The 20,256-nt window shown below is 71.2% G+C and carries 16 protein-coding genes; 9 read left to right on the forward strand and 7 right to left on the reverse strand.

The annotated features are described in order from the left end of the window. Nucleotides 1-16: 16 nt before the first annotated feature. From KLP28_10425 to KLP28_10445, 5 genes are all read right to left on the reverse strand, one after another. The gene (locus KLP28_10425; GenBank protein QWC84031.1) at nucleotides 17-445 is read right to left on the reverse strand and encodes a hypothetical protein; all 429 of its coding nucleotides are present in this window, start codon (nucleotides 443-445) and stop codon (nucleotides 17-19) included. A gap of 130 nt (nucleotides 446-575) precedes the next feature. Further along, nucleotides 576-1,454, reverse strand: coding sequence for a crotonase/enoyl-CoA hydratase family protein (locus tag KLP28_10430; GenBank protein QWC84032.1), 879 nt, complete (start codon nucleotides 1,452-1,454; stop codon nucleotides 576-578). Nucleotides 1,455-1,583: 129 nt separating this feature from the next. Continuing rightward, nucleotides 1,584-2,897: an LCP family protein gene (locus tag KLP28_10435; GenBank protein ID QWC84033.1), complete on the reverse strand. Its 1,314-nt coding sequence runs from the start codon at nucleotides 2,895-2,897 to the stop codon at nucleotides 1,584-1,586. 26 nt (nucleotides 2,898-2,923) lie between these two features. Next, nucleotides 2,924-3,742 (reverse strand): hypothetical protein, encoded by an 819-nt coding sequence (locus tag KLP28_10440; protein QWC84034.1) that lies wholly within the window; start codon nucleotides 3,740-3,742, stop codon nucleotides 2,924-2,926. 37 nt (nucleotides 3,743-3,779) lie between these two features. Then, nucleotides 3,780-5,153: an IS1380 family transposase gene (locus KLP28_10445; GenBank protein ID QWC84035.1), complete on the reverse strand. Its 1,374-nt coding sequence runs from the start codon at nucleotides 5,151-5,153 to the stop codon at nucleotides 3,780-3,782. A gap of 175 nt (nucleotides 5,154-5,328) precedes the next feature. On the opposite strand from KLP28_10445, the gene KLP28_10450 reads away from it, so the two are divergent. From KLP28_10450 to KLP28_10485, 8 genes are all read left to right on the forward strand, one after another. Then, entirely contained in the window at nucleotides 5,329-5,862 is a 534-nt protein-coding gene (locus tag KLP28_10450; GenBank protein ID QWC86922.1) for an acyl-CoA thioesterase, read from the forward strand. Between the two features lie 84 nt (nucleotides 5,863-5,946). Then, nucleotides 5,947-7,395: an LCP family protein gene (locus tag KLP28_10455; GenBank protein QWC84036.1), complete on the forward strand. Its 1,449-nt coding sequence runs from the start codon at nucleotides 5,947-5,949 to the stop codon at nucleotides 7,393-7,395. Then, nucleotides 7,389-9,245, forward strand: a complete 1,857-nt coding sequence (locus KLP28_10460) for a glycosyltransferase (GenBank protein ID QWC84037.1) — start codon at nucleotides 7,389-7,391, stop codon at nucleotides 9,243-9,245. Before KLP28_10455 ends, KLP28_10460 begins: the two co-directional genes overlap by 7 nt. A gap of 21 nt (nucleotides 9,246-9,266) precedes the next feature. Beyond that, the gene (gene glf, locus KLP28_10465; GenBank protein ID QWC84038.1) at nucleotides 9,267-10,448 is read left to right on the forward strand and encodes a UDP-galactopyranose mutase; all 1,182 of its coding nucleotides are present in this window, start codon (nucleotides 9,267-9,269) and stop codon (nucleotides 10,446-10,448) included. A 146-nt stretch (nucleotides 10,449-10,594) separates the two neighbouring features. Then, nucleotides 10,595-12,529, forward strand: a complete 1,935-nt coding sequence (locus KLP28_10470) for a glycosyltransferase (protein QWC86923.1) — start codon at nucleotides 10,595-10,597, stop codon at nucleotides 12,527-12,529. Further along, on the forward strand, nucleotides 12,526-13,443 hold the full coding sequence (locus KLP28_10475) for an ABC transporter permease (protein ID QWC84039.1): 918 nt from the start codon (nucleotides 12,526-12,528) through the stop codon (nucleotides 13,441-13,443). The genes KLP28_10470 and KLP28_10475 overlap by 4 nt, the downstream gene beginning before the upstream one ends. After that, complete coding sequence (locus tag KLP28_10480; GenBank protein ID QWC84040.1) at nucleotides 13,443-14,258, forward strand: ABC transporter ATP-binding protein; 816 nt, start codon at nucleotides 13,443-13,445, stop codon at nucleotides 14,256-14,258. The genes KLP28_10475 and KLP28_10480 overlap by 1 nt, the downstream gene beginning before the upstream one ends. A 192-nt stretch (nucleotides 14,259-14,450) precedes the next feature. Further along, the gene (locus KLP28_10485; protein ID QWC84041.1) at nucleotides 14,451-17,408 is read left to right on the forward strand and encodes a VCBS repeat-containing protein; all 2,958 of its coding nucleotides are present in this window, start codon (nucleotides 14,451-14,453) and stop codon (nucleotides 17,406-17,408) included. Here KLP28_10485 and KLP28_10490 read toward each other — a convergent pair. Continuing rightward, nucleotides 17,398-18,141: a TIGR03089 family protein gene (locus KLP28_10490; GenBank protein ID QWC84042.1), complete on the reverse strand. Its 744-nt coding sequence runs from the start codon at nucleotides 18,139-18,141 to the stop codon at nucleotides 17,398-17,400. The two genes, KLP28_10485 and KLP28_10490, sit on opposite strands and share 11 nt — an antisense overlap. A gap of 63 nt (nucleotides 18,142-18,204) precedes the next feature. Here KLP28_10490 and KLP28_10495 point away from each other — a divergent pair, with 63 nt between their 5' ends. Beyond that, nucleotides 18,205-19,293 (forward strand): NDP-sugar synthase, encoded by a 1,089-nt coding sequence (locus tag KLP28_10495; GenBank protein QWC84043.1) that lies wholly within the window; start codon nucleotides 18,205-18,207, stop codon nucleotides 19,291-19,293. A 203-nt stretch (nucleotides 19,294-19,496) separates the two neighbouring features. Here KLP28_10495 and KLP28_10500 read toward each other — a convergent pair whose 3' ends face one another. Continuing rightward, nucleotides 19,497-20,204: a DUF3105 domain-containing protein gene (locus KLP28_10500; GenBank protein ID QWC84044.1), complete on the reverse strand. Its 708-nt coding sequence runs from the start codon at nucleotides 20,202-20,204 to the stop codon at nucleotides 19,497-19,499. Nucleotides 20,205-20,256: the final 52 nt, after the last annotated feature.

Raw genomic sequence — 20,256 nt, forward strand, 5'->3', positions numbered from 1 at the left:
CGCCGCGCACGTCGACTCAGGAGCCCGAGCGCAACGGACTCCCGGGTGGCGCCGAACCGAACCCGTCGCGCGACCGGGTCAGGGGCACGTCGTGACGCCCGCAGTAGTGCTGCGGCACGTGCAGCAGCCGGGCGCGACGGTCCTCCCTGCCCAGCCGTCGGATCGGGGGGACCGCGGGAGATGACGGGCCGGGGGTGTCCCAGGTCGAGCCTGTCGGTCGCACCGCGAGAGCCCAGGAGCCGCCGTTGCGGGCGACGGCGACCTCGCGGATCTCCGACCAGGTCCACGATCCCCGCGTCTGCGACGACACGCTTCGCACCGCGATGCCCTCCGCGTCGATGCGGACACCGGTCCGTCCGAGGAAGACGGCTGCGGCTACCACCGCCGCGATCGTGCTGCCCTCAGGTGAGAGCCAGTCGGCGTCGACGAGACTGCGCACCACCACGACGACAGCGGCGATCCCTGCAAGAACGGTGAGAACGCCGAGCGCAACGCGCCCCCACGAGGCGACGCCCTGAGTGAAAACCGGCGCGTCCGATGTTGCCTTGCCCGATGGCACCTCGTTCGCTCCGCCCTCAGTCGCGGTAGATCCGCGGCAGGTCGCTCGCCGACGCGGTGAACTCCGGGCTGCGCTTCTCCCGGAAGGCCGCCACGCCCTCCTTGCCGTCCTCGATCGAGGTGTAGAACATCGCCAGCGAGTCCGCCTTGTGCGCCTCGAGCGGGTGGTCGAAGGACGGGTTGCGCCACAGCATCTGCCGCATCAGCGCGACCGACATCGGCGACCGACCCTCGGTGAACTTCCGCGCCAGGGCGTACGCCGCCTCCAGCAGCTCCTCCGGCTCGTGCACCGAGCGCACCAGCCGTCCGTCGCGCGCCTCCTCGGCGGAGAGGATGTCGGCGGAGTAGCACCACTCCAGCGCCTGCTGCGGCCCGACGAGGCGCGGCAGGAACCAGCTCGAGCACGCCTCGGGCACGATGCCGAGCCGCCCGAAGACGAAGCCGATCCGGCCCTTGCTGCTCATCAGGCGGATGTCCATCGGGAGCGTCATGGTCGCGCCGATGCCCACCGCGGCTCCGTTGATGGCCGCGATGACGGGCTTGCGGCAGGCGTGGATCGCCAGCACGACCTTGCCGCCGGTGTCGCGTACGCCGGAGTGGATCGGCTCCTCGGTGAGCCGCTCGTCGAGGTCCTCCGGGGTGGGGGAGAGCGTCTCGTCGAGGCCGAAGACGTTGCCCTCGGCGGAAAGGTCCATGCCGGCGCAGAACGCCTTGCCCCGCCCTGTGACGACGACCGCGCGCACCGAGTCGTCGTCGTTGACCCGGGTGAAGGCGTCCTCCAAGTCGCGCGCCATCTGCACCGTGAACGAGTTCATCGCATCCGGGCGGTCGAGCCACAGCGTGAGGATGCCGTCGTCGTTGCTCCAGGTCAGGGTCTCGTACGTCGGGTCGCTCACGGTTCTCCTCGGGTCGGTGCGTGGTCGGGGCGACTCTGCCACGCCCGCGGGAATCGACCTCTCGCGGGAATCGACCTCTCGCGGGAAGTGACCTCTCGCGGGAAGTGACCCCTCGCGGGGAGTGGGCTCTCAGCGGGTGCCGGGCAGGCCGGAGCCCGTGCACAGCTGTCGACCGATGTCCTCGGTGCGGTCCTCCGCGATCAGGCGGAACATGCGGGGCGCGCGCTCGGGGTCCCAGTTCACCGCGAGGTCGACGATCGGCACCGAGCAGGTCAGACCGTTCTCGCCGTTGACGCGCGTCATCGCGAAGGCGAACCGGCCGAGGGCGAGGGCACCGGTGCCCTCGCCGACGGCGATGGACTTCGAGCCGGCCTGCCCGATGGCCCAGTACCGGAACGGGTCCAGCACGGTGCGCGGCGAGGTGATCTTCGACCCGATCGCACTGACGACCTCGCGCTGGCGCGCGGCCCGGTCGATGTCGCCGAGCGTCGAGGTCTTGCGCGAGCGGGCGTAGCCCAGCGCACGCAGCCCGTTGACCTCGCTGCAGCCGCGGCGGATCTTCAGGTTCGCCAGCGGGTCCACGATCGGCTCCTCCGGGCACACGGTGATGCCGTCGACCGCGTTCACCAGCTGGACGAGACCGAGCAGGCCGATCTCGACGTACTCGTCGACGCGGATGCCCGTGTTCTGCTCGATCGTCTGCGCCAGCAGCGGTGCGCCGCCGAAGGCGTACGCCGCGTTGATCTTCGTGACGCCCTGGTCGGGCACGTCGACCAGCGAGTCCCGGGGGATCGAGAGCAGCAGGTTCGGACCGCTGCCGACGTGGAGGAGCAGGATGGTGTCGGTGCGCTGACCGACGTCCTCGGGACCCAGCGAGAGCCGACGCCGCTGCCGCTGGGTGAGGTCGCCGCGGCCGTCGTTGCCGACGACGAGGTACGTCGTGCCCGGCTGGCTCGCGGGTCGGTCACCGGCGGGTTCGAACTCCACGCGCGGCACCTGGGAGAAGGCGTAGAGCGGCACCGCGAGCAGGTAGACCAGCCAGGCGACCACGAGCAGCAGCAGCGCGCGCCGGATGCGACGACCCGTGCCGCGACGTCGTCGCGGACGGGGCGGCGGCGCGACAGCCGGTGCCGGTCGGTCCGGCGGAGGGCCGCTGAAGCGGCGGTCGTCCCCGCCACGACCGGCCGCGGCGCCACCACCGCGGGCCCCGGTGGTTTCGGCGGCGCCCGGGCGTCGGATCACCTGGGTCTGCTCGTCGTCCGGATCGCGCGGGATGCGCATCACCTGGGTGGGGTCCGCGTCCTGGCTCGGACGCCGGGGGCCACGCGCCTCCCGGGACCCGTCCGAGGAACGACCCTTGGAGCCGTACAGCCAGCCGAAGTCGTCCGCCGACTCCCCGGAGTCGCCGGAGCCACCACGACCACCGCGTCCGCTCTCACCCATGGGGCGAGGTTAGCGGCGCCGGTGTCTCAGACCGGGCGGGCGAGCCGGTCGGCGACCACGCGCCAGACCGCGGGGTCGATGCCCATCGCCAGGTGCGGGGAGCCGATCTCGACGTGGTCCACGTGCGGTGAGGTGCGGTCCAGGCACGCACGCCAGGCGACGATGCCGTCGCGGCGGGAGAACATCGCGGTCACCGGGACGCTGATCGGCACCTCGTCGTGGGCGGCGCGCTCGGCCTGCTCCTTCGCCGAGGCGTCGTAGCGGCTCGCCACGAACGTGTACGCCGGTCCGCCCACCACCGGGGTCCCGTACGTGACGACCCGACGCACCGCGTCGGGCGACCGGCGGGCGACCTCACGGGAGAGCACTCCACCGAGGCTCCAGCCGACCAGCGAGACCGGGCCGTGGCGTTCGGCGAGGTTCACGACCTGGGCGTGGAGGCGTCCCACGTCGGTGCGTACGTCGCCCTGGTTGGTGCCGAGGCCCCAGGACCGCGCGTCGTACCCGAGGCTGCGCAGGAACGTGCGGATCGGCCAGCCCGATGCCTCCGGCGCCTTCCATCCCGGCACGTCGACGACGACGTGCCCGTCACCGCGGGGCGCGCGGGTGAGGAACGGCGCGGCCAGGGCGAGGCGTACGCCGGTCAGCGGCGTGGTGACCTCTGCGAGCGTCAGGAGCCGCGAGGGGCCGGCGTCGGGTGGTGGGGTGTCGATGACCAGGTCGGCCAGGGGGTCGCTCAGCCCGGATCCACCACCGTTGATTTGTGGTCGGTGATTCCGGTGGAGCCTTCGCGTCGCTTGGTCTCGGGGCGTGGCTGATCTGCCGGTCGGTGCCGGCTTTTCCACTTCGAGGTCCTCGGTCGCGCCGTCTCTGGCTGGGTGGTCAGGTCGTGACAAGGGCTGGTGGCCCGGACGCGGTCGACCACAACAGTTTCCAGCGCGATGCCCACGGCCAGTGGGTGGGAAGGTGCAGGACGAGGCGCCGGCCGGTGGTCGCGATCCGGCCGGGGATGTTGATGATCCGGGTGCGCAGGGTTGCCCAGCGGGCGGTGCGCATCGAGGCAGCGACCGCGGTAGCGCGGGCGATGTTGAACGCGATCACGGCATGGGAGACCCAGGCGGCGTTGGCCGCGTACTTCCCCGACGGCAGGTGCGCGAGCGGACCATCCTTGAGCTCGGCGATGACCTGCTCGACCAGCGCGTGGTCACGATGACGTTGATCAGCCTCGACGGTCGAAAGTGTGCTGTTGGTGATGAAGGCGTGGTGGCGGTAGGTCGCGAACAGCTCGCCCTGCTCGGTCCCGTCCGATGCCAGGGGCTGGAGTCGCTTGACCCGGCGCACGACCAGACGACACCGGACGTGCTCGCGCTTGCGGCGGCCGGTGAACGCCACGAAGGGAACTTCGGCGACCTCGGCGTCGCTGACCCAGCGTTGCTCGTCCTCGTCGTAGACCGCGTTGGGGTACTCGATCGGCTTCCAGGCACCTGCGTCGATGCTGGTGATCGCCGCGGTCACGCTCGGCGTCATCCGCGCGGTCACCGAGAACCACGTCTTGTGCCGCAGGGCGGTGCCGACGAACGCGTGCCCGTAGTAGGCGGAGTCCGCACGCGCCAGGATCCGACCGGTCACGCCAGCGGCGCGGGCGGTCGTGATCACCTGGGCCAACAACCTGCCGGCGCCCCTCGCGGAAGCGGTGTTGCCCTTGCGGAGCCGGGCGCGGGCGATGACTGGTGCTGCGGTCGGAGTCGAGATCGCCGCCAGCTGGACGTTGAGACCGCGCTGGCCGGTGTACCCGAACGCCGCTCCCTGCTTGGCGTAGCCGTGGACCTCGCGGACGGTGTCGTCGACATCAACGAACGCAATCCCGTCCGCGTCCGAACCGGCGAGCAGGCCGGGCACCCGGGTCGCGAGTCCGGCCAGCAGCCCGGCGTTGATCTTGTCGAGCTGCTGCACGTGCCCGTGGGTGAACGAGCGCAGGAACGTGCCCAGCGTCGACGGTGCCCGGACCCCGGCGAACAGTCGGCCCATCCCACCGTGGCGCAACAGGTCGAGGTCATCGATGGAATCCGCACCGGCGAGCATCCCGCCGACCACCGACGCGGTCTTCGCAGCAGCGTTCGGCGAGGCCACCGTCAGGTCGTCGAGAAGGTCGTAGAGCCCGGCCGACTCGGCCAGCCGCAGCGCCGGGACCAGACCGGCTGCCGACACCAGGTTCGGGTCATCGAACACAGGCCGGATCGTGTGAGAAGGTTTCACTTACGAGGTGCCCCTCTTGAGTGGTTCGGATCGGACGTCGCAATCCAGATCCTCCCTGCTCAGGAGGGCATTCTCGTTCTACGCCACGCTCACGCCACCACTCGACATCGGTGGATCAGGGCTCAGCTGCACGGGGGGAACGGTAACCGGGACGCGGCCGGGGCGCCGCCCGTGAATACTGGCCCGCGTGAGCCACGAGACCGACCGCCCCGCCCCCCTGGCGCCCGCGTACAGCCGCGTCTCGCTCGCGCACCTCGCCGGTCACGAGGACTCCAACCTGCTCGGCAACGTGCACGGCGGCGTCATCATGAAGCTCGTCGACTCGACCGCGGGTGCGGTGGCGCAGCGGCACAGTGCCGGTCCCGCGGTGACCGCGGCGATGGATGAGATGGCCTTCCTCCACCCGGTGCAGATCGGCGACATCATCCGGACGCACGCGCAGGTGAACTGGGCGGGCAGCAGCTCGATGGAGATCGGCGTACGCGTCGAGGCGCAGCCGTGGGACGAGGCGGGCGACACCGCCAAGCACGTCGCGAGCGCCTACCTCGTCTTCGTGGCCGTGGACACCGACGGCAGCCCGCGGCGCATAGCGCCGCTGGAGCTGACCGACGACGAGGAGCGGCGTCGGTCGCGCGAGGCGGAGATCCGCCGGTCGCACCGGCTCGCCAGCAAGGACGAGATCCAGCGCGGGCGGCGGGGCGAGAGCTGACCCCTCGCCCCGGCGCGCCGGTCCGCGAAACCCGGTCGGCGAGGACGACACTGGTGGAGCTCTCGTCTCAGGAAGGTCTTCCCCATGCACCTGCCGGACCAGGCGCCCGAGCAGTCACGACACCGTGCCGCATCGTTGCGCTTCCGCCGCGCCCTCACCTTGATGGCGATGACCCTGGTGCTGCCGGGGTCCGCCCAGCTCGTCGCCGGCAACCGTCGCGTCGGCCGCATCGCCGTTCGCACGGCCGCGACCATCGCCGCGACCGCCGTGCTGGTGCTGCTGCTCGGCGCGCTGTCCTCGGGCGCGGCGATCACGCTGCTCACGCAGGGCTGGATCCTCGGGCTCGTACGCCTCGGTCTCATGGGCCTCGCGGTCGGGTGGGTGCTGCTCTTCCTCGACGCCTGGCGCCTCGGGCAGCCGCTCGGGCTCGCCCAGCGCCAGCGGCTCGCGGTCACCGGGGTCAACGGCCTGCTCTGCTTCACCACCGCGGGCGCCCTGCTCTTCGGCGCCAACGTCGCGGGTGTCGCCCAGGGACTCGTCTCCGACGACGGCGTGCTGTCCTCCGGTGAGGCCTCCGAGCCGTGGGAGGGCCGCTACAACGTGCTGCTGCTCGGCGGCGACTCGGGCGCCGACCGCTGGGGCCTGCGGCCGGACTCGATCATGGTCGCGAGCATCGACGAGGAGACCGGGCAGACCGTGCTCTTCGGTCTGCCGCGCAACATGGCGGACTTCACCTTCCCCGAGGGGTCGGTCATGGCGCGGGAGTTCCCGCAGGGCTTCGACTGCGAGGGCTGCTACCTCAACTCGCTGGCCACGTGGGCGCGCGACAACCACGAGATCTTCGGCTCCAAGAAGAGCGCCGGCATCGAAGCCACCCTCGAGGCCGTCGAGGGCATCACGGGCCTGCCGATCAACTACTGGGCGATGGTCAACCTGCGCGGCTTCCGCAACCTCGTCGACGCCGTCGGGGGCGTACGCCTCAACGTCACCCAGCCCATCCCCGTCGGCGGGGTCGGAGCCCCGATCGACTACTACATCGAGCCCGGCGAGGACAAGCTGCTCGACGGCTTCGAGACGCTGTGGTTCGCCCGTTCCCGCGCCACCTCCGACGACTACTCGCGGATGGCGCGCCAGAAGTGCGTCCTCAACGCGATGGTCGAGCAGCTGGACCCGATGACCGTCGTGACCAGCTTCGGGGACATCGCCGAGGCGTCCAAGGCGATGGTCAAGACCTCGGTGCCGGCCTCGGAGCTCTCGACCTTCGTGCCCCTGGCGATGAAGGCCCGCTCGCAGCCGATCCGTACGGTGTCCTTCGTGCCGCCGCTCATCGACACGGGCAACCCCGACATCGCGCTGATCCACGAGCGCGTACGCCGCGCCCTGGGTGACAGTCCGCGTCCGGAGAAGAAGGCGGCCGTGCCGACCACGCCGCTCGACCCGAGCGCGGACGAGAACTCGACCGGCGGGTCGCTGGGCACCTTCGCCGACGGCTACGCCGCGAACGACTCCGACGACCTCGACTCGGTGTGCTGAGCGAGGGCGACGCGCACCGGGTCGTCGCCGTCGTCGTCACCTGGAACCGCCGCGAGCTGCTCGGGGAGGCCCTCGACGCCCTGGCGGCGCAGGAGCACCCGCTCGAGCGTGTCGTGGTCATCGACAACGCCAGCGACGACGGCACCGCGGAGCTCCTCGCCCACCGGGCGCAGTCGGACCCGCTGCTGGACGTGCGCACGCTCGCCGAGAACCTGGGCGGGGCCGGTGGGTTCGCCGCCGGCATCGCCCGGGCCCTGACCCACAGCCCCGACCTGGTCTGGCTGCTCGACGACGACACCGTCCCCACCGCCACCGCGCTCGGTGCCGCGGTGACGGCCTGGCGTGACCACCCCGGCGACCCCCAGGGCCGACGACCGGCGGTGGTGGCCTCGCGGGTGGTGTGGACCGACGGGCGCGACCACCCGATGAACACCCCGCGCGAGAAGCCCGGGGTCAGCCGGGGCGAGCGCGCGGCGGCGGCGGCGGTCGGCTGCACGGCCGTGCGCTCGGCGTCCTTCGTCTCGATCCTGTGCGACGCCGCACGCGTCCGCGAGCGCGGCCTGCCCGTGGCCGACTACTTCCTGTGGAACGACGACTTCGAGTACTCCACGCGGCTCATCCGCGGTGGCTCCGGTCTCTGGTGCCCGGCCTCGGTCGTCGTGCACAAGACCAGGACGTTCGGCGCGACCGACGTCGACCCCGGCGAGAGGTTCTTCTGGGAGGTCCGCAACAAGACCTGGATGTTCACCCGGTCGACGAGCCTCGCGCCGTCGGAGAAGCTGCTCTACGGCGCCTCGACGGTGCGGCGGTGGGCGCGCACGTACGCCCGGTCCGCCGACCGTGCCACGCTGCGCCGCGGTCTCGTGCGTGGTCTGCGCGAGGGGTTCACGACGCAGCCCGCACCGACCGGTCGGCTCGTGGCGCACGCCCGGGAGTCCCGGGGCATCGGCCGGGACCTCGACGCCGGCGTGGCCTTCAGCCTCCTGATGAGCACGTGGGCCGGCGACCGGCCCGACTTCCTGCGCGAGGCGTTCCGCTCGGCGGTGGTCGACCAGACGCGTCGGCCCGCCGAGGTCGTGCTCGTCGAGGACGGTCCCGTGACCCCCGAGCTGGAAGAGGCCCTCACCGAGCTCGTCGCGCAGAGCCCGGTGCCGGTGCGACGGCTGCGGCTGCCCGCCAACGGCGGGCTCGGTCCTGCCCTGGACGCCGGGCTCGCCGCGTGTCGGCACGACGTCGTGGCCCGCATGGACACCGACGACCTGTGCGTCCCGGACCGGTTCGAGCGCCAGCTCCCGCTCATCGAGGCGGGCGCCGACATCGTCGGTGCCGGACTGGTCGAGTTCGGGGAGACGCCCGAGGACGTGGTGGGCCGTCGTACGCCTCCGACGGACCCGGCCGAGATCCGCCGTGTGATCCGCTTCCGCGACCCCTTCAACCACCCGACCGTGGTCTACCGCCGCGCCGCGGTCCTGGCGGCCGGTGGGTACACCGACATGCCGCTGATGGAGGACTACCTGCTCTTCACCCGCATGGTGGAAGCAGGCGCGGAGCCCGCCAACCTGGCCGAGCCGCTGGTCCTCTACCGCGTCGGCGCAGGCGCGTACGCCCGGCGCGGCGGGGGAGCTCTGCTGCGCTCCGAGCTCGCGCTGCAGCGTCGGTTCCGGCGCCTCGGACTGACCTCACGCCGCCAGTACGCACGCAACGTGCTCGTCCGGGGCGGCTACCGCCTGGTGCCCGAGTCGGTGCGCCGCGCGGCGTACCGTCGGCTGCTGGCCAACCGCGGCGACGGGCCCGGCTCGCAGCCGTCCGCTCGCGGCGACCGCACGCCGATAGACTCCAGCCGCCCGTAGACGTCCTAGGAGTACACCGCTGTGACCCTGCCTGACCTGCTCGTCGTCGGATCCGGATTCTTCGGGTTGACCATCGCCGAGCGCTGCGCGAGCCAGCTCGACAAGAAGGTGCTGGTCATCGACCGGCGCTCCCACATCGGGGGCAACGCCTACTCCGAGGCCGAGCCCGAGACCGGCATCGAGGTGCACCGCTACGGCGCGCACCTCTTCCACACCTCCAACAAGCGGGTCTGGGACTACGTACGCCAGTTCACCGACTTCACCGGCTACCAGCACCGCGTGTACACCAACCACGACGGGCAGGTGTACCCGATGCCGATCAACCTCGGCACGATCAACCAGTTCTTCGACGCGGCCTACTCCCCGAGCGAGGCGCGCGAGCTCATCAGGGAGCAGAGCGCGGAACTCGACGGCAAGGAGCCGGAGAACTTCGTCGAGAAGGGCGTCAGCCTGATCGGCCGGCCGCTGTACGAGGCGTTCATCGCCCACTACACCGCGAAGCAGTGGCAGACCGACCCCGAGGAGCTCAGCGCAGACATCATCAGCCGGCTCCCGGTGCGCTACACCTACGACAACCGCTACTTCAACGACACCTACGAGGGTCTGCCGGCCGAGGGGTACACCGCCTGGCTGGAGAAGATGGCCGAGCACCCCAACATCGAGGTGCGGCTCGAGACCGACTTCTTCGACGTGAAGGACACCTACGTCGGCAAGGTCCCGATCGTCTACACCGGCCCGGTCGACGAGTACTTCGGCAACTCCGAGGGCGCGCTGAGCTGGCGCACGCTGGACTTCGAGGAGGAGGTCAAGGAGGTCGGCGACTTCCAGGGCTGCCCGGTGATGAACTACCCCGACCCCGACGTGGGCTTCACCCGGATCCACGAGTTCCGCCACTTCCACCCCGAGCGCGACTACCCCGGCGACAAGACCGTCATCATGCGGGAGTTCAGCCGTTTCGCCGAGGAGGGCGACGAGCCGTACTACCCGGTCAACACCGCCGAGGACCGCGAGAAGCTGCTGAAGTACCGCGAGAAGGCCAAGGCCGAGCCGATGGTGCTCTTCGGTGGCCGGCTCGGCACCTACCAGTACCTCGACATGCACATGGCGATCGGCTCGGCCCTGTCGATGTTCGACAACCGGCTCGCCCCCCACTTCCGGGACGGCGCCGACCTGGCCGAGGCCACCGACGGGGCCGACGCGTGAGCCCGTCGGCACCGGCGACCCAGGACGCGCCGACCGCGGGTCTGGCTGCCGCCGACGCACCGGAGTCCGCCCCGGCCGAGAAGCCGGGCTTCGTACGCCGCACCCTGCAGCGCGTGGTCTTCCCGGCCAACCGCGACACCGACGTCATGCCGCTGTACGTCGACTCCGAGAAGGCCCAGCTCGACATCGCGACCAACATCGGCGGCCAGGCCGCCGCGATCGCCTCGGCGATCTCGCGCATGGGCACCACGGGCAGCGAGGGCGCCTTCGACCCCCAGCAGATCCTCGGGCGGCGCAGCGTCCGCGTGAACGCCGGCGCCCGGCTCTCCTTCGGCACCTACTTCAACGCCTTCGCCGCCTCCTACTGGCGCAAGTGGACGGTCGTGGACCAGGTGCGCCTGACCGGCCGCGTGGAGGGCCGTGGCGCGTCGGTGATCGTCTACCGCTCGATGCCCGACGGGCGCTCCCAGCGCGCCAAGGCCATCGAGGGCGTCGACGCGGAGTCGTGCGACTTCTCCTTCGACCTCACGCTGCAGCCCTTTGGTGACGGCGGGTGGTACTGGTTCGACGTCGTCGCCGGCACCGAGGACGCCACGCTCGTCGAGGCCGAGTGGTCGGCGGCGGTCCCCGAGGACCGCGCCGAGGCCGGCACGATCACCATCGGCATCACCACGATGAACCGCCCCGAGTTCTGCGCGAATCTGCTCACCGAGATCGGCGCCGAGTCCCACGTGCTCGACCTGCTCGACGAGGTCATCGTGGTCGACCAGGGCACCAAGAAGGTCGCCGACGCCGACCTGTTCCCCGACGCGCAGGCGGCCATCGGCGAGAAGCTGCGGGTCATCGAGCAGGGCAACATCGGCGGGTCGGGCGGCTTCGCCCGCAGCCAGGCGGAGGTGCTCGAGGCCGACCGGTCGACGTACGTGCTCTTCTACGACGACGACATCGAGTCCGAGCCCGAGGGCATCGTGCGCGTCGGCACCTTCGGTGACCTGTGCCGCCGCCCCACCATCGTGGGCGGGCACATGTTCAGCCTCTACTCCAAGGCCCGGCTGCACTCCTTCGGCGAGATCATCAACCCGTGGCGGTTCTGGTGGCAGAGCCCCCCGACGGTGGAGACGGACTGGGACTTCGCCTCGCGCAACCTCCGCTCCTCGCGCTGGATGCACCGGCGCATCGACGTGGACTTCACTCCGTGGTTCATGTGCCTGATCCCGCTCAGCGTCATCAAGGAGATCGGGCTGAGCCTGCCGGTCTTCATCAAGTGGGACGACTCGGAGTACGGCGTCCGCGCCTCCGCGGCCGGCTACCCGACGGTGACGATGCCCGGTGCCGCGGTGTGGCACGTGCCGTGGACCGACAAGAACGACGCGCTGGACTGGCAGGCCTACTACCACCAGCGAAACCGCTTCGTCGCCGCCCTGCTCCACAGCCCGTACGACCGGGGCGGTCGCATGGTGCGCGAGTCCTTCAACCACCAGGTCAAGCACCTGTTCTCGATGCAGTACTCCACCGCCGAGCTGCGGCACAAGGCGCTCGAGGACGTGCTGAAGGGCCCCGAGCACCTGCACCCCGCCATCGGCAGCACGCTGCCGGAGATCCGTGCCATGCGCGCGGGGTTCCAGGACGGCCAGACCGAGTCCGACCCCGACGCCTTCCCCCAGGTGCGGCGCAAGAAGCCGCCGAAGCGGGGCGTGGACCCGACCGCGCCGAAGGGTGCGCTCGGTCAGATCGTCACGGCGGCGACCTCCACCGTCCGGCAGTTCCGCCCGCGGCGCGAGCTGGCCAACGACTACCCCGAGGCCTCGCTGGCGGCGATGGACGCGAAGTGGTGGAAGATCGCGCAGTTCGACTCCGTGGTCGTCTCCACACCCGACGGCACCTCGGCGATGTGGTACCAGCGCGACCGCCCCGAGTTCCAGTCCCTGCTCTCACGCACGGTCGCGATCCACGAGCGGTTCCTGCGCGAGTGGCCGCGGCTGGCGAAGGCGTACCAGGACGCGCTGCCCGAGATCACCAGCGTCGAGGCGTGGCGGCAGACCTTCGCCGACACCATGCCGGATCGGCCTGAGCAGGAGTGAGCACCACCCACGCGGACGCGGGCGGCGAGAGACCGGCGTACGCCGACCTCCCCCTGCGCTCGCCCTCGCCCTCGGGCGGGCTGATCGAGGTCGCGCGACGCTGGTACCTGCTGCGCCTGATCGTGATGCGGCAGCTGGCGAAGCAGTACTCGGGGTCCTTCCTCGGCTTCTTCTGGTCCTACCTGCAGCCAGGCGTGCGCTTCGTCGTCTACTACTTCGCCATCGGCCTGGTGCTGCGCGTCGGCACGACCACGCCGAACTTCGCCATCCACCTCTTCACCGGGCTGGTCGCCGTCACCTTCTTCGTGCAGAGCTTCGGCCTCGGCACCCGCGCGATCCAGCAGAACCGGCAGCTGGTCTCCAAGATGGCGCTGCCGCGGGAGGTCTTCCCGATCTCGGCGGTGGTCGTCGCGGTCTTCCACACCGTCCCGATGCTGCTGTTCCTGACCGTGGCCTGCGGGCTGATCGGCTGGAACGGCGACTGGACGGGGGTGCTCGCTGTCTTCCTGGGGCTGGCGATGCTGACCGTCTTCGCGATCGGCACGGCCCTGCTCTTCAGCGCGCTGAACGTCTACTTCCGCGACTTTCAGAACATCGTCGCGACCATCACGCAGTTCATGCACTTCATGGTGCCGATGATCTACCCGTACTCGCGGCTCTCGGAGAGCTCGATCGGCGGCACCTGGATCGAGCAGCTCTACCTCGCCAACCCCGTCGCTCCCGCCGTGCTCCTGCTGCAGCGCGGCTTCTGGGACGGTGTCAGCGTGGGGGACCCGGCGTACGACTTCGCGGCGTCCTACCCGCCGCACCTGATCGAGCGGGGCTTGATCATGCTCGTGATCGGCCTGGTCTTCCTGGTCTTCAGCCAGTGGGTCTTCCGCCGCCTGGAGAACAAGTTCCCGGAGCGACTCTGATGAGCGGCACGACCGGCGGCGCCAGGCCGACCAGCATCGTCGTCGACCACGCGTCCAAGGCCTTCACCCTGCGCTACCAGCGCAGCCTGAAGGACATGGTGGTGGCCCGGGCCCGGGGGCACCGCACCTCCGAGCGGTTCCTGGCCCTCGACGACGTCTCGTTCACGGTCGAGCAGGGCGAGTCGGTCGGTCTGATGGGGCTGAACGGGTCGGGCAAGTCGACCCTCCTACGCATGATCAACGGGGTGATGCGGCCCGACGGGGGCGAGGTGCTCGTACGCGGCCACGTCGCCGGGCTGATCGCGACCGGTGCGGGCTTCCAGCCCCAGCTCTCGGGCCGCGACAACCTGTTCCTCAACGCCGCGATCCTGGGCATGTCCGCCAAGGAGACCAAGCGCAAGTTCGACGACATCGTCGAGTTCGCCGACATCGGCAAGTTCCTCGACACCCCGGTCTCGAACTACTCCTCGGGCATGGGAGCGCGGCTCGGCTTCGCCATCGCGATCCACGTGGACTCCGACGTGTTCCTCGCCGACGAGGTGCTCGCCGTGGGGGACCGGCCCTTCAAGAAGAAGTGCATGGAGCGCATGCAGGAGATCCGCACGTCCGGGCGCACGCTCTTCTACGTCAGTCACGCGCCGGCGTCGGTGCGCAAGATGTGCGACCGGGTGATCGTGCTGCAGAACGGCAAGGTCGGATTCGACGGCAGCGTCGACGAGGGCATCCGCTTCCTCGACTACGACGGTGACGGCAAGGGGGCCCCCGAGGACCCCGACGACGACATGCCCGACGACGATTACGGCGCGGACGTCTGAGGCGTCCGTTCTGCACCGATCGGCTGCGCGCCGGTCCGTAGACGCCCATGCTGTTCCTGGCAAGTCCTCCGGCGTGGCGAGCGGCGGGCCGCGAATTACAGCACTGTTGTTCTGAGGAATCGTTGCGACACACCGTGTGACTGGTGTGACCTAGTGGGGCTCACGTGACTTCCCCCTCTCAGGAGTGCTCCTATGTCCCCACGTCGGGAACAGCTCGTCGCGGCCTGTCAGCAGCTGCTGGTCGTCGGTGTCGTCGCCGCCGTCGCCGTGCCCGCGACCGCCATCGTCCAGCTCGACGTGGTCGGCCCCGCCGATGAGCGGACCGGGGCCGCCCCCGCGCTCGGGGTTCCGGGCGAGCGGGCTCTCGTCGCTCCCGCACCGGTCGACGTACGCGTCACCGAGCACGCCCTGACCGGGCGGTCGACCGCTGCCGCGCGGACACCGGCCGGACGCGCCGAGCGCATCCTGCACGAGGTCGCCGAGGCGCAGCACGCACACGAGCACGAGGGTGAGGGCGACCTGGTCCTGTCCTCGGCCACGACGGAGCCGACAGGCCCGGGGTCCGAGGAGGCCGTCGAGGACGTCGTCGACGACGTCGCCGAGGAGACCGAGCAGGAGCTGGCCGTGCTCAGCGAGCCGACCGAGGTCGCGGGACCCGCCACCGTCGGCGTCACCTGGGACCCCGAGACGACCTTCGACAAGGGCCAGATCAGCATCGCCGTACGCAGCCGCAGCGGTGAGGCGTGGTCGGACTGGACGGCGCTGTACTACGACCCCGCCCACGGGCCCGACCCCGAGTCGCCGGAGGCGGCGCAGGCGCGTCCGGGCACCGGGGAGCTCATCGTCGGTGACGTCGAGGAGGTGCAGGTCGCCGCGGCCACCGAGGACGGAGCGGTGCCCGAGGGCATGAGCCTCGCGGTGGTCGACCCCGGCACCACCGAGGACGAGGTCGTCGAGGCCCCCGAGATCGACACCGCCGAGCTGGACTCCGCGAAGACCGGTGCGGAGGAGTCGTCCACCGAAGGCGCCGACCTCGAGCTCTCGGCGTCGTCAGCCCGGCTGCCCGAGACCTCGGTGACCCCGAAGCCGAAGATCTTCTCCCGCGCCCAGTGGGGCGCCAACGAGTCGATGCGTGACGCGTCGTCGCTGAGCTACTTCGAGGTGCACGCCGGCTTCGTGCACCACACCGTCAACGCCAACAACTACAGCCGGCGCGACGTGCCGGCGCTGATGCGCGGCATCTACGCCTACCACACGCAGTCCCGCGGCTGGTCCGACATCGGCTACAACTTCATCGTCGACCGCTTCGGCCGGATCTGGGAGGGGCGCGCCGGTGGCGTGGACCGTCCGGTGGTCGGGGCGCACACGCTCGGCTACAACGAGTACTCCTTCGCGATGTCGGCTCTCGGCAACTTCGAGGAGGTGCAGCCGCGCGAGAAGATGATCGACGCGTACGCCCGCCTGTTCGCCTGGAAGCTCTCGCTGCACGGCGTCTCGGCGTCCTCGACGAGCCAGTACGTCGGCTCGCGCACCTTCCCGGCCATCAACGGTCACCGCGACGCCGGCTCGACGGCGTGCCCCGGTCGCTTCCTGTACGCCCGGATCCCCGACATCCGGACGCGGGCGGCCGCCTACCAGGCGAGCTTCACCGGCCGTGACCGCTCGGCGTCGGTGAGCGGCACCACCTGGCCGGACATCCTGCTGCGACGCAAGGGCGCCACCCGGATGCAGGTGCTGCCGACCGAGGGTCAGCTGCGGTTCGCGAAGGGGCGTACGGCGACCGACGCCCTCGAGGGCTACGACATCGTCACGCCCGTCGGGGACTTCGACGGGGACGGTCTGGGCGACATGCTGGCCCGCGACGCGGACACGAGGCTGACGCGCGTGTTCACCGGTGACGGTGAGGGCGGGTACAGGCCGACGGACCGCACGCTGAAGACCTTCAAGCCGATGTCGGAGATCGCCGACGCCGGTGACATCGACGGCGACGGCAGGGCCGACGTGGTGGCCCGTCACCGCGACGGGCGGCTGTTCCTGCACCGCGGTCGCAACGGTGGCCTGCGCAAGCGGGTCCTCTTCACCGACCAGGCGACGCAGTACCGCGGAGTGCAGGGCGCAGGGGACATCGACGGCGACGGCGACGAGGACCTGCTGGCACGCGACGGCGACGGCGCGGCGGTGGCCCTGCTGGGCAACGGTTCGCGGGGTCTCTCGACGGTCCGCCGCCTGCCCGGGTCCTGGAGCCAGTTCGACATCCTCGCCGCCGGCCACGACCTGACCGGCGACGGGCGCAGCGACGTGGTCGTGCGGCTCGGCTCGACCAAGAAGGTCTTCGTCTACCCGGTCGTGGGAGACATGCAGCTCGGCAGCCCGCAGGGGCCGTTCCGGACCGTCCGCGGCATCAGCCGGCTGTGGGTCGTCGGCGACGGTGGCCCGACCCAGCGTCTGGTGGGGCGCGAGGGCTCCCGTGCCATCAGCTTCGCGAGCAACGGTCGTCACAACGTCTCCGACGTGGTCACCACCAACGTCGACGTGAGCAAGGCCAACGCGCTGCTGAACGTCGGCGACTGGGACGGGGACGGCTACGGCGACGTCATCGTGCGCGAGCGTCGCTTCCTGAAGCTGTGGCGCGGGTCGGCGGACGGTCAGTTCGCCGGTCCGACGACGCTGAGCAAGAACTTCGCGAAGGTCCGCCTGCTCGCCCCGGCCGGGGACATGACCGGCGACGGTCGCCCCGACCTGATCGGGCAGCCCAAGGGCTCGGCCATGCGCATCTACCCCGGTGGCGGCTCGAGCGTCGGCGGCGGGTACGTCGCGCACTCCGCGATCGCCGGCAACCGCCAGGTGGTCGTGGGCCGCTGGAACGCCGACGGCGCGCCGGACTCCCTGGTCTCCCAGACCGACGGCAAGGTGCGGCTCTACCCGGGCAACGGTCCGGGCGGCCTGAAGTCGCCGCGCTCGGTCCGCGGCAACGTCAAGGGCATGAGCCGTCTGGTCGCGGTCGGCGACCTCGACAACGACGGCAGGCCCGACGTCGTCGGGCGCCAGAAGGGCAGCGGCATGCTGGTGCAGCTGACGCGCACCAAGAAGGGTCTGGGCCTGCCGCAGTACGTCGACGGCACCTACACGGACTACGACCTCATCGGGTGACGCGCTCCTGCTCGACCAGGTTCGCCGGCACGGGCTGACCGTGCCGGCGGACCAGCACCACTGATCCGGACCCCGCCAACGCCCCGCCCAGCACGTCGATTCCACGGTCCGAGCCGGGCGGGTCGTCGGCCAGGACGCGGTCGTCGTGGGGGCGGGCCAGCACGTCGGCGTGGGTGAGGACCGGCCCCGCGCCGGCGGGGTCGCGCCACGCCACGTCCTCGGCGGTCGGCGGGTCCAGCGGCACGTAGGCGTCGGGCATCGGGAGCACCTCGCGACCGAAGTCGAGCACGCCCGCCGGGAGCGTTCCGCAGGGGCCGGACATCGGCTTGAGGCTCAGGGCGAGCACGGGCACATCGCTGCCCGCGTACGCGTCGGCGTACGTCTCCGCGTCGGACTCCGCGCACGCGACCGCATCGACGGCGTCGACGTCTCCGACGGTGGCGCCCGGGGGCACCACCTCGATGCCCGCCCACCACGCGCCGCCGAGCAGCACCGAGGCCTGCCAGTGGGTACCGACGTCGAGCAGCAGGCGTGAGCCGCGCTCGAGGTCGAGCTCGTCGGTGAGCAGACCGGCGACCTTGGCCGCCCAGTTGACCCACGTGGTCGCCGACAGCTCGACCCGCTCACCGGTCGCGAGGTCGTAGAAGGTGACCAACGGGTCGCCCGGGGACGACCGCAGGCGGGCGGCGTACGCGTCGGGAAGGGTGGTGACGGCGACGGGGGAGGGGGCCATGCCCCCACCGTAGGTGCGGCCGACGTGGCCGGTGGCCGCACCGGGCCTGGCATCATGCGGGCCGTGAGCGACCACACGGGCGATTCGAGCGACACACCCGATCTCGGCACCATCGAGGCGGTGATCGTCGCGGGCGGCTTCGGCAGCCGGATGATGCCCTTGACCGAGCGTCGGCCGAAGCACCTGCTGGAGGTCGCCGGTGTGCCGTTCGTGGAGCACCAGCTGACCCGCCTGGCGCAGGCCGGTGTGGGCACGGTGGTGCTGGCGACCAGCTACCACGCGGAGATGTTCGAGCCGGTGCTCGGCGACGGGTCCCGCTTCGGTCTCGAGCTGGTCTACGTGACCGAGGAGGAGCCGCTCGGCACGGGTGGGGCGATCCGCAACGTCTCCGACGCCCTGACCGACGACCCCGACGCCGCGATCGTGATCCTCAACGGGGACATCCTCTCCTCCCACGACCTGCGTGCGCAGCTGCTCGGCTTCCGTACGCCGCGGGAGGGTCGGGCCGTCGACGTCAGCCTCCACCTGGTCACCGTCGACGACGCGCGCGCCTTCGGAGCGGTGCCCACCGACGAGGTCGGACGGGTGACGGACTTCCTGGAGAAGTCCGAGGACCCGGTGACGAACCAGATCAACGCGGGCTGCTACGTGTTCCGCCGGTCGGTCGTCGACGCCATCCCCGCGGGGGAGGTCGTCTCGGTCGAGTACGACACCTTCCCCGGCCTGCTCCGTGACGACGCCGTGGTGGTGGGCCACGTCGACGCGGCCTACTGGCGCGACGTCGGCCACCCCCACTCGGTCGTCGGGGCCTCCTGCGACCTCGTGCTGGGCGTCGGGTCCAGCCCTGCGTTCTCACCGACCCCGGGGGCGGCCGCCTGGGTCTCGTCCGACGCGGTCGTGGGGGAGGGGGCGGTCGTGGACGGCGGCTCCGCCGTCAGCGCGGGCGCCGAGATCGGCGAGGGAGCGGTCGTCTCGGGCAGCGTCGTCCACCCCGGCGCGACCGTCGGCCCCGGTGCCCGGGTGGTCGACTCCGTCGTCGCCTGCGGCGCCCGCATCGGCGCCGGCGCCGGCGTCATCTCGTGCGCCGTCGGCGACGACGCGGAAGTCCCGGACGGCGCTCAGCTGAGCGACGAGAAGATTCCTTGCGGGTGATACCGGCGGTGACACCGGCTCGCTCCGCTCGCGTGATCACGGCGGGGACCACTGCGGGTGTTCGTCCGAGCGGACCTCGTCTGGACTGACGAGCACGCACGTGCACCGAGGCGCCAGCCGAGGAGTGCGTGCGCGCGCAGGAGGGAAGTCGAGGGCTTGAGCGAGGACCCGCGAGCGGAGCGAGCCAGTGTCACAGCACGCCGTCAACCCGCGAACGGCTCCGGGCTGTCGCTGTAGGGCCAGGCGGTCATGAAGTCGTCCACCTCGGCGCCGTCGGGTCCGGTGCAGTAGCGGATCACGCCCTGGCCGGTCTGCCCCTCGCCCTTCACCGACCAGTGGCTCAGTGCGACGTGGTTGTCGCCGGGGAACGGCTCCCCGTCCTCGGCGGTCCAGGGCACGGCGATGAACTTGCCCTCCGCGACGGCGGGCCCGGGGAACTTCTCGGTGATCTCCTCGACGGCGTCGAGGGCCTCCTCGTCGTTCGCGACGGTGTCGTCGTACCAGAGCACGGTGTAGCCGTGCTCGAGGTTGTGCACCAGCGCCTCGACCTCGGGGCGGTCGTCGGCGGTGTAGAACTTGCGTCCGGGCACCACCTGCTCCCAGAGCGGTCGGTGCGGTCCGAAGGCAGGAGGCGTCGTCTCGTAGTCGACCTGCGTCTCGACGTGCTCCCCGCTGCCGTTGGCGGGTACGAGCTCGTCCTCCAGGCAGGTGGCCGCGGTGCCGACACCGACGAGTCCCTGGCCGGTGGCCGGGTCCGCCTCCTCACCGCTGAGGGTGAGGTAGCCGGCGACCCCGATCACGCCGACGACGGCGGCGGAGACCGCTCCGATCGCGATGAGGCGGCGGCGGCGCTCGGACGCCTCCTGCCGGCGCAGCTGCTCGACCTTGGACCTGGCTCCGGACTCGCTCACGGGTTCTGAGGATACGGGGCGTACGCGAAGGGCCGGCGCCCCCGCGGCCTCT

The sequence above is a fragment of the Nocardioidaceae bacterium genome (assembly GCA_018672315.1).
Classification (GTDB): domain Bacteria; phylum Actinomycetota; class Actinomycetes; order Propionibacteriales; family Nocardioidaceae; genus TYQ2.

What these genes read in the sequence shown, in the direction of transcription:
- KLP28_10490 (QWC84042.1), bottom strand. Translation starts at nt 18,141, where the DNA reads ATGGCCCCCTCCCCCGTCGCCGTCACCACCCTTCCCGACGCGTACGCC.
- KLP28_10435 (QWC84033.1), bottom strand. Translation starts at nt 2,897, where the DNA reads ATGGGTGAGAGCGGACGCGGTGGTCGTGGTGGCTCCGGCGACTCCGGG.
- KLP28_10485 (QWC84041.1), top strand. Translation starts at nt 14,451, where the DNA reads ATGTCCCCACGTCGGGAACAGCTCGTCGCGGCCTGTCAGCAGCTGCTG.
- KLP28_10480 (QWC84040.1), top strand. Translation starts at nt 13,443, where the DNA reads ATGAGCGGCACGACCGGCGGCGCCAGGCCGACCAGCATCGTCGTCGAC.
- KLP28_10455 (QWC84036.1), top strand. Translation starts at nt 5,947, where the DNA reads ATGCACCTGCCGGACCAGGCGCCCGAGCAGTCACGACACCGTGCCGCA.
- KLP28_10470 (QWC86923.1), top strand. Translation starts at nt 10,595, where the DNA reads ATGCCGCTGTACGTCGACTCCGAGAAGGCCCAGCTCGACATCGCGACC.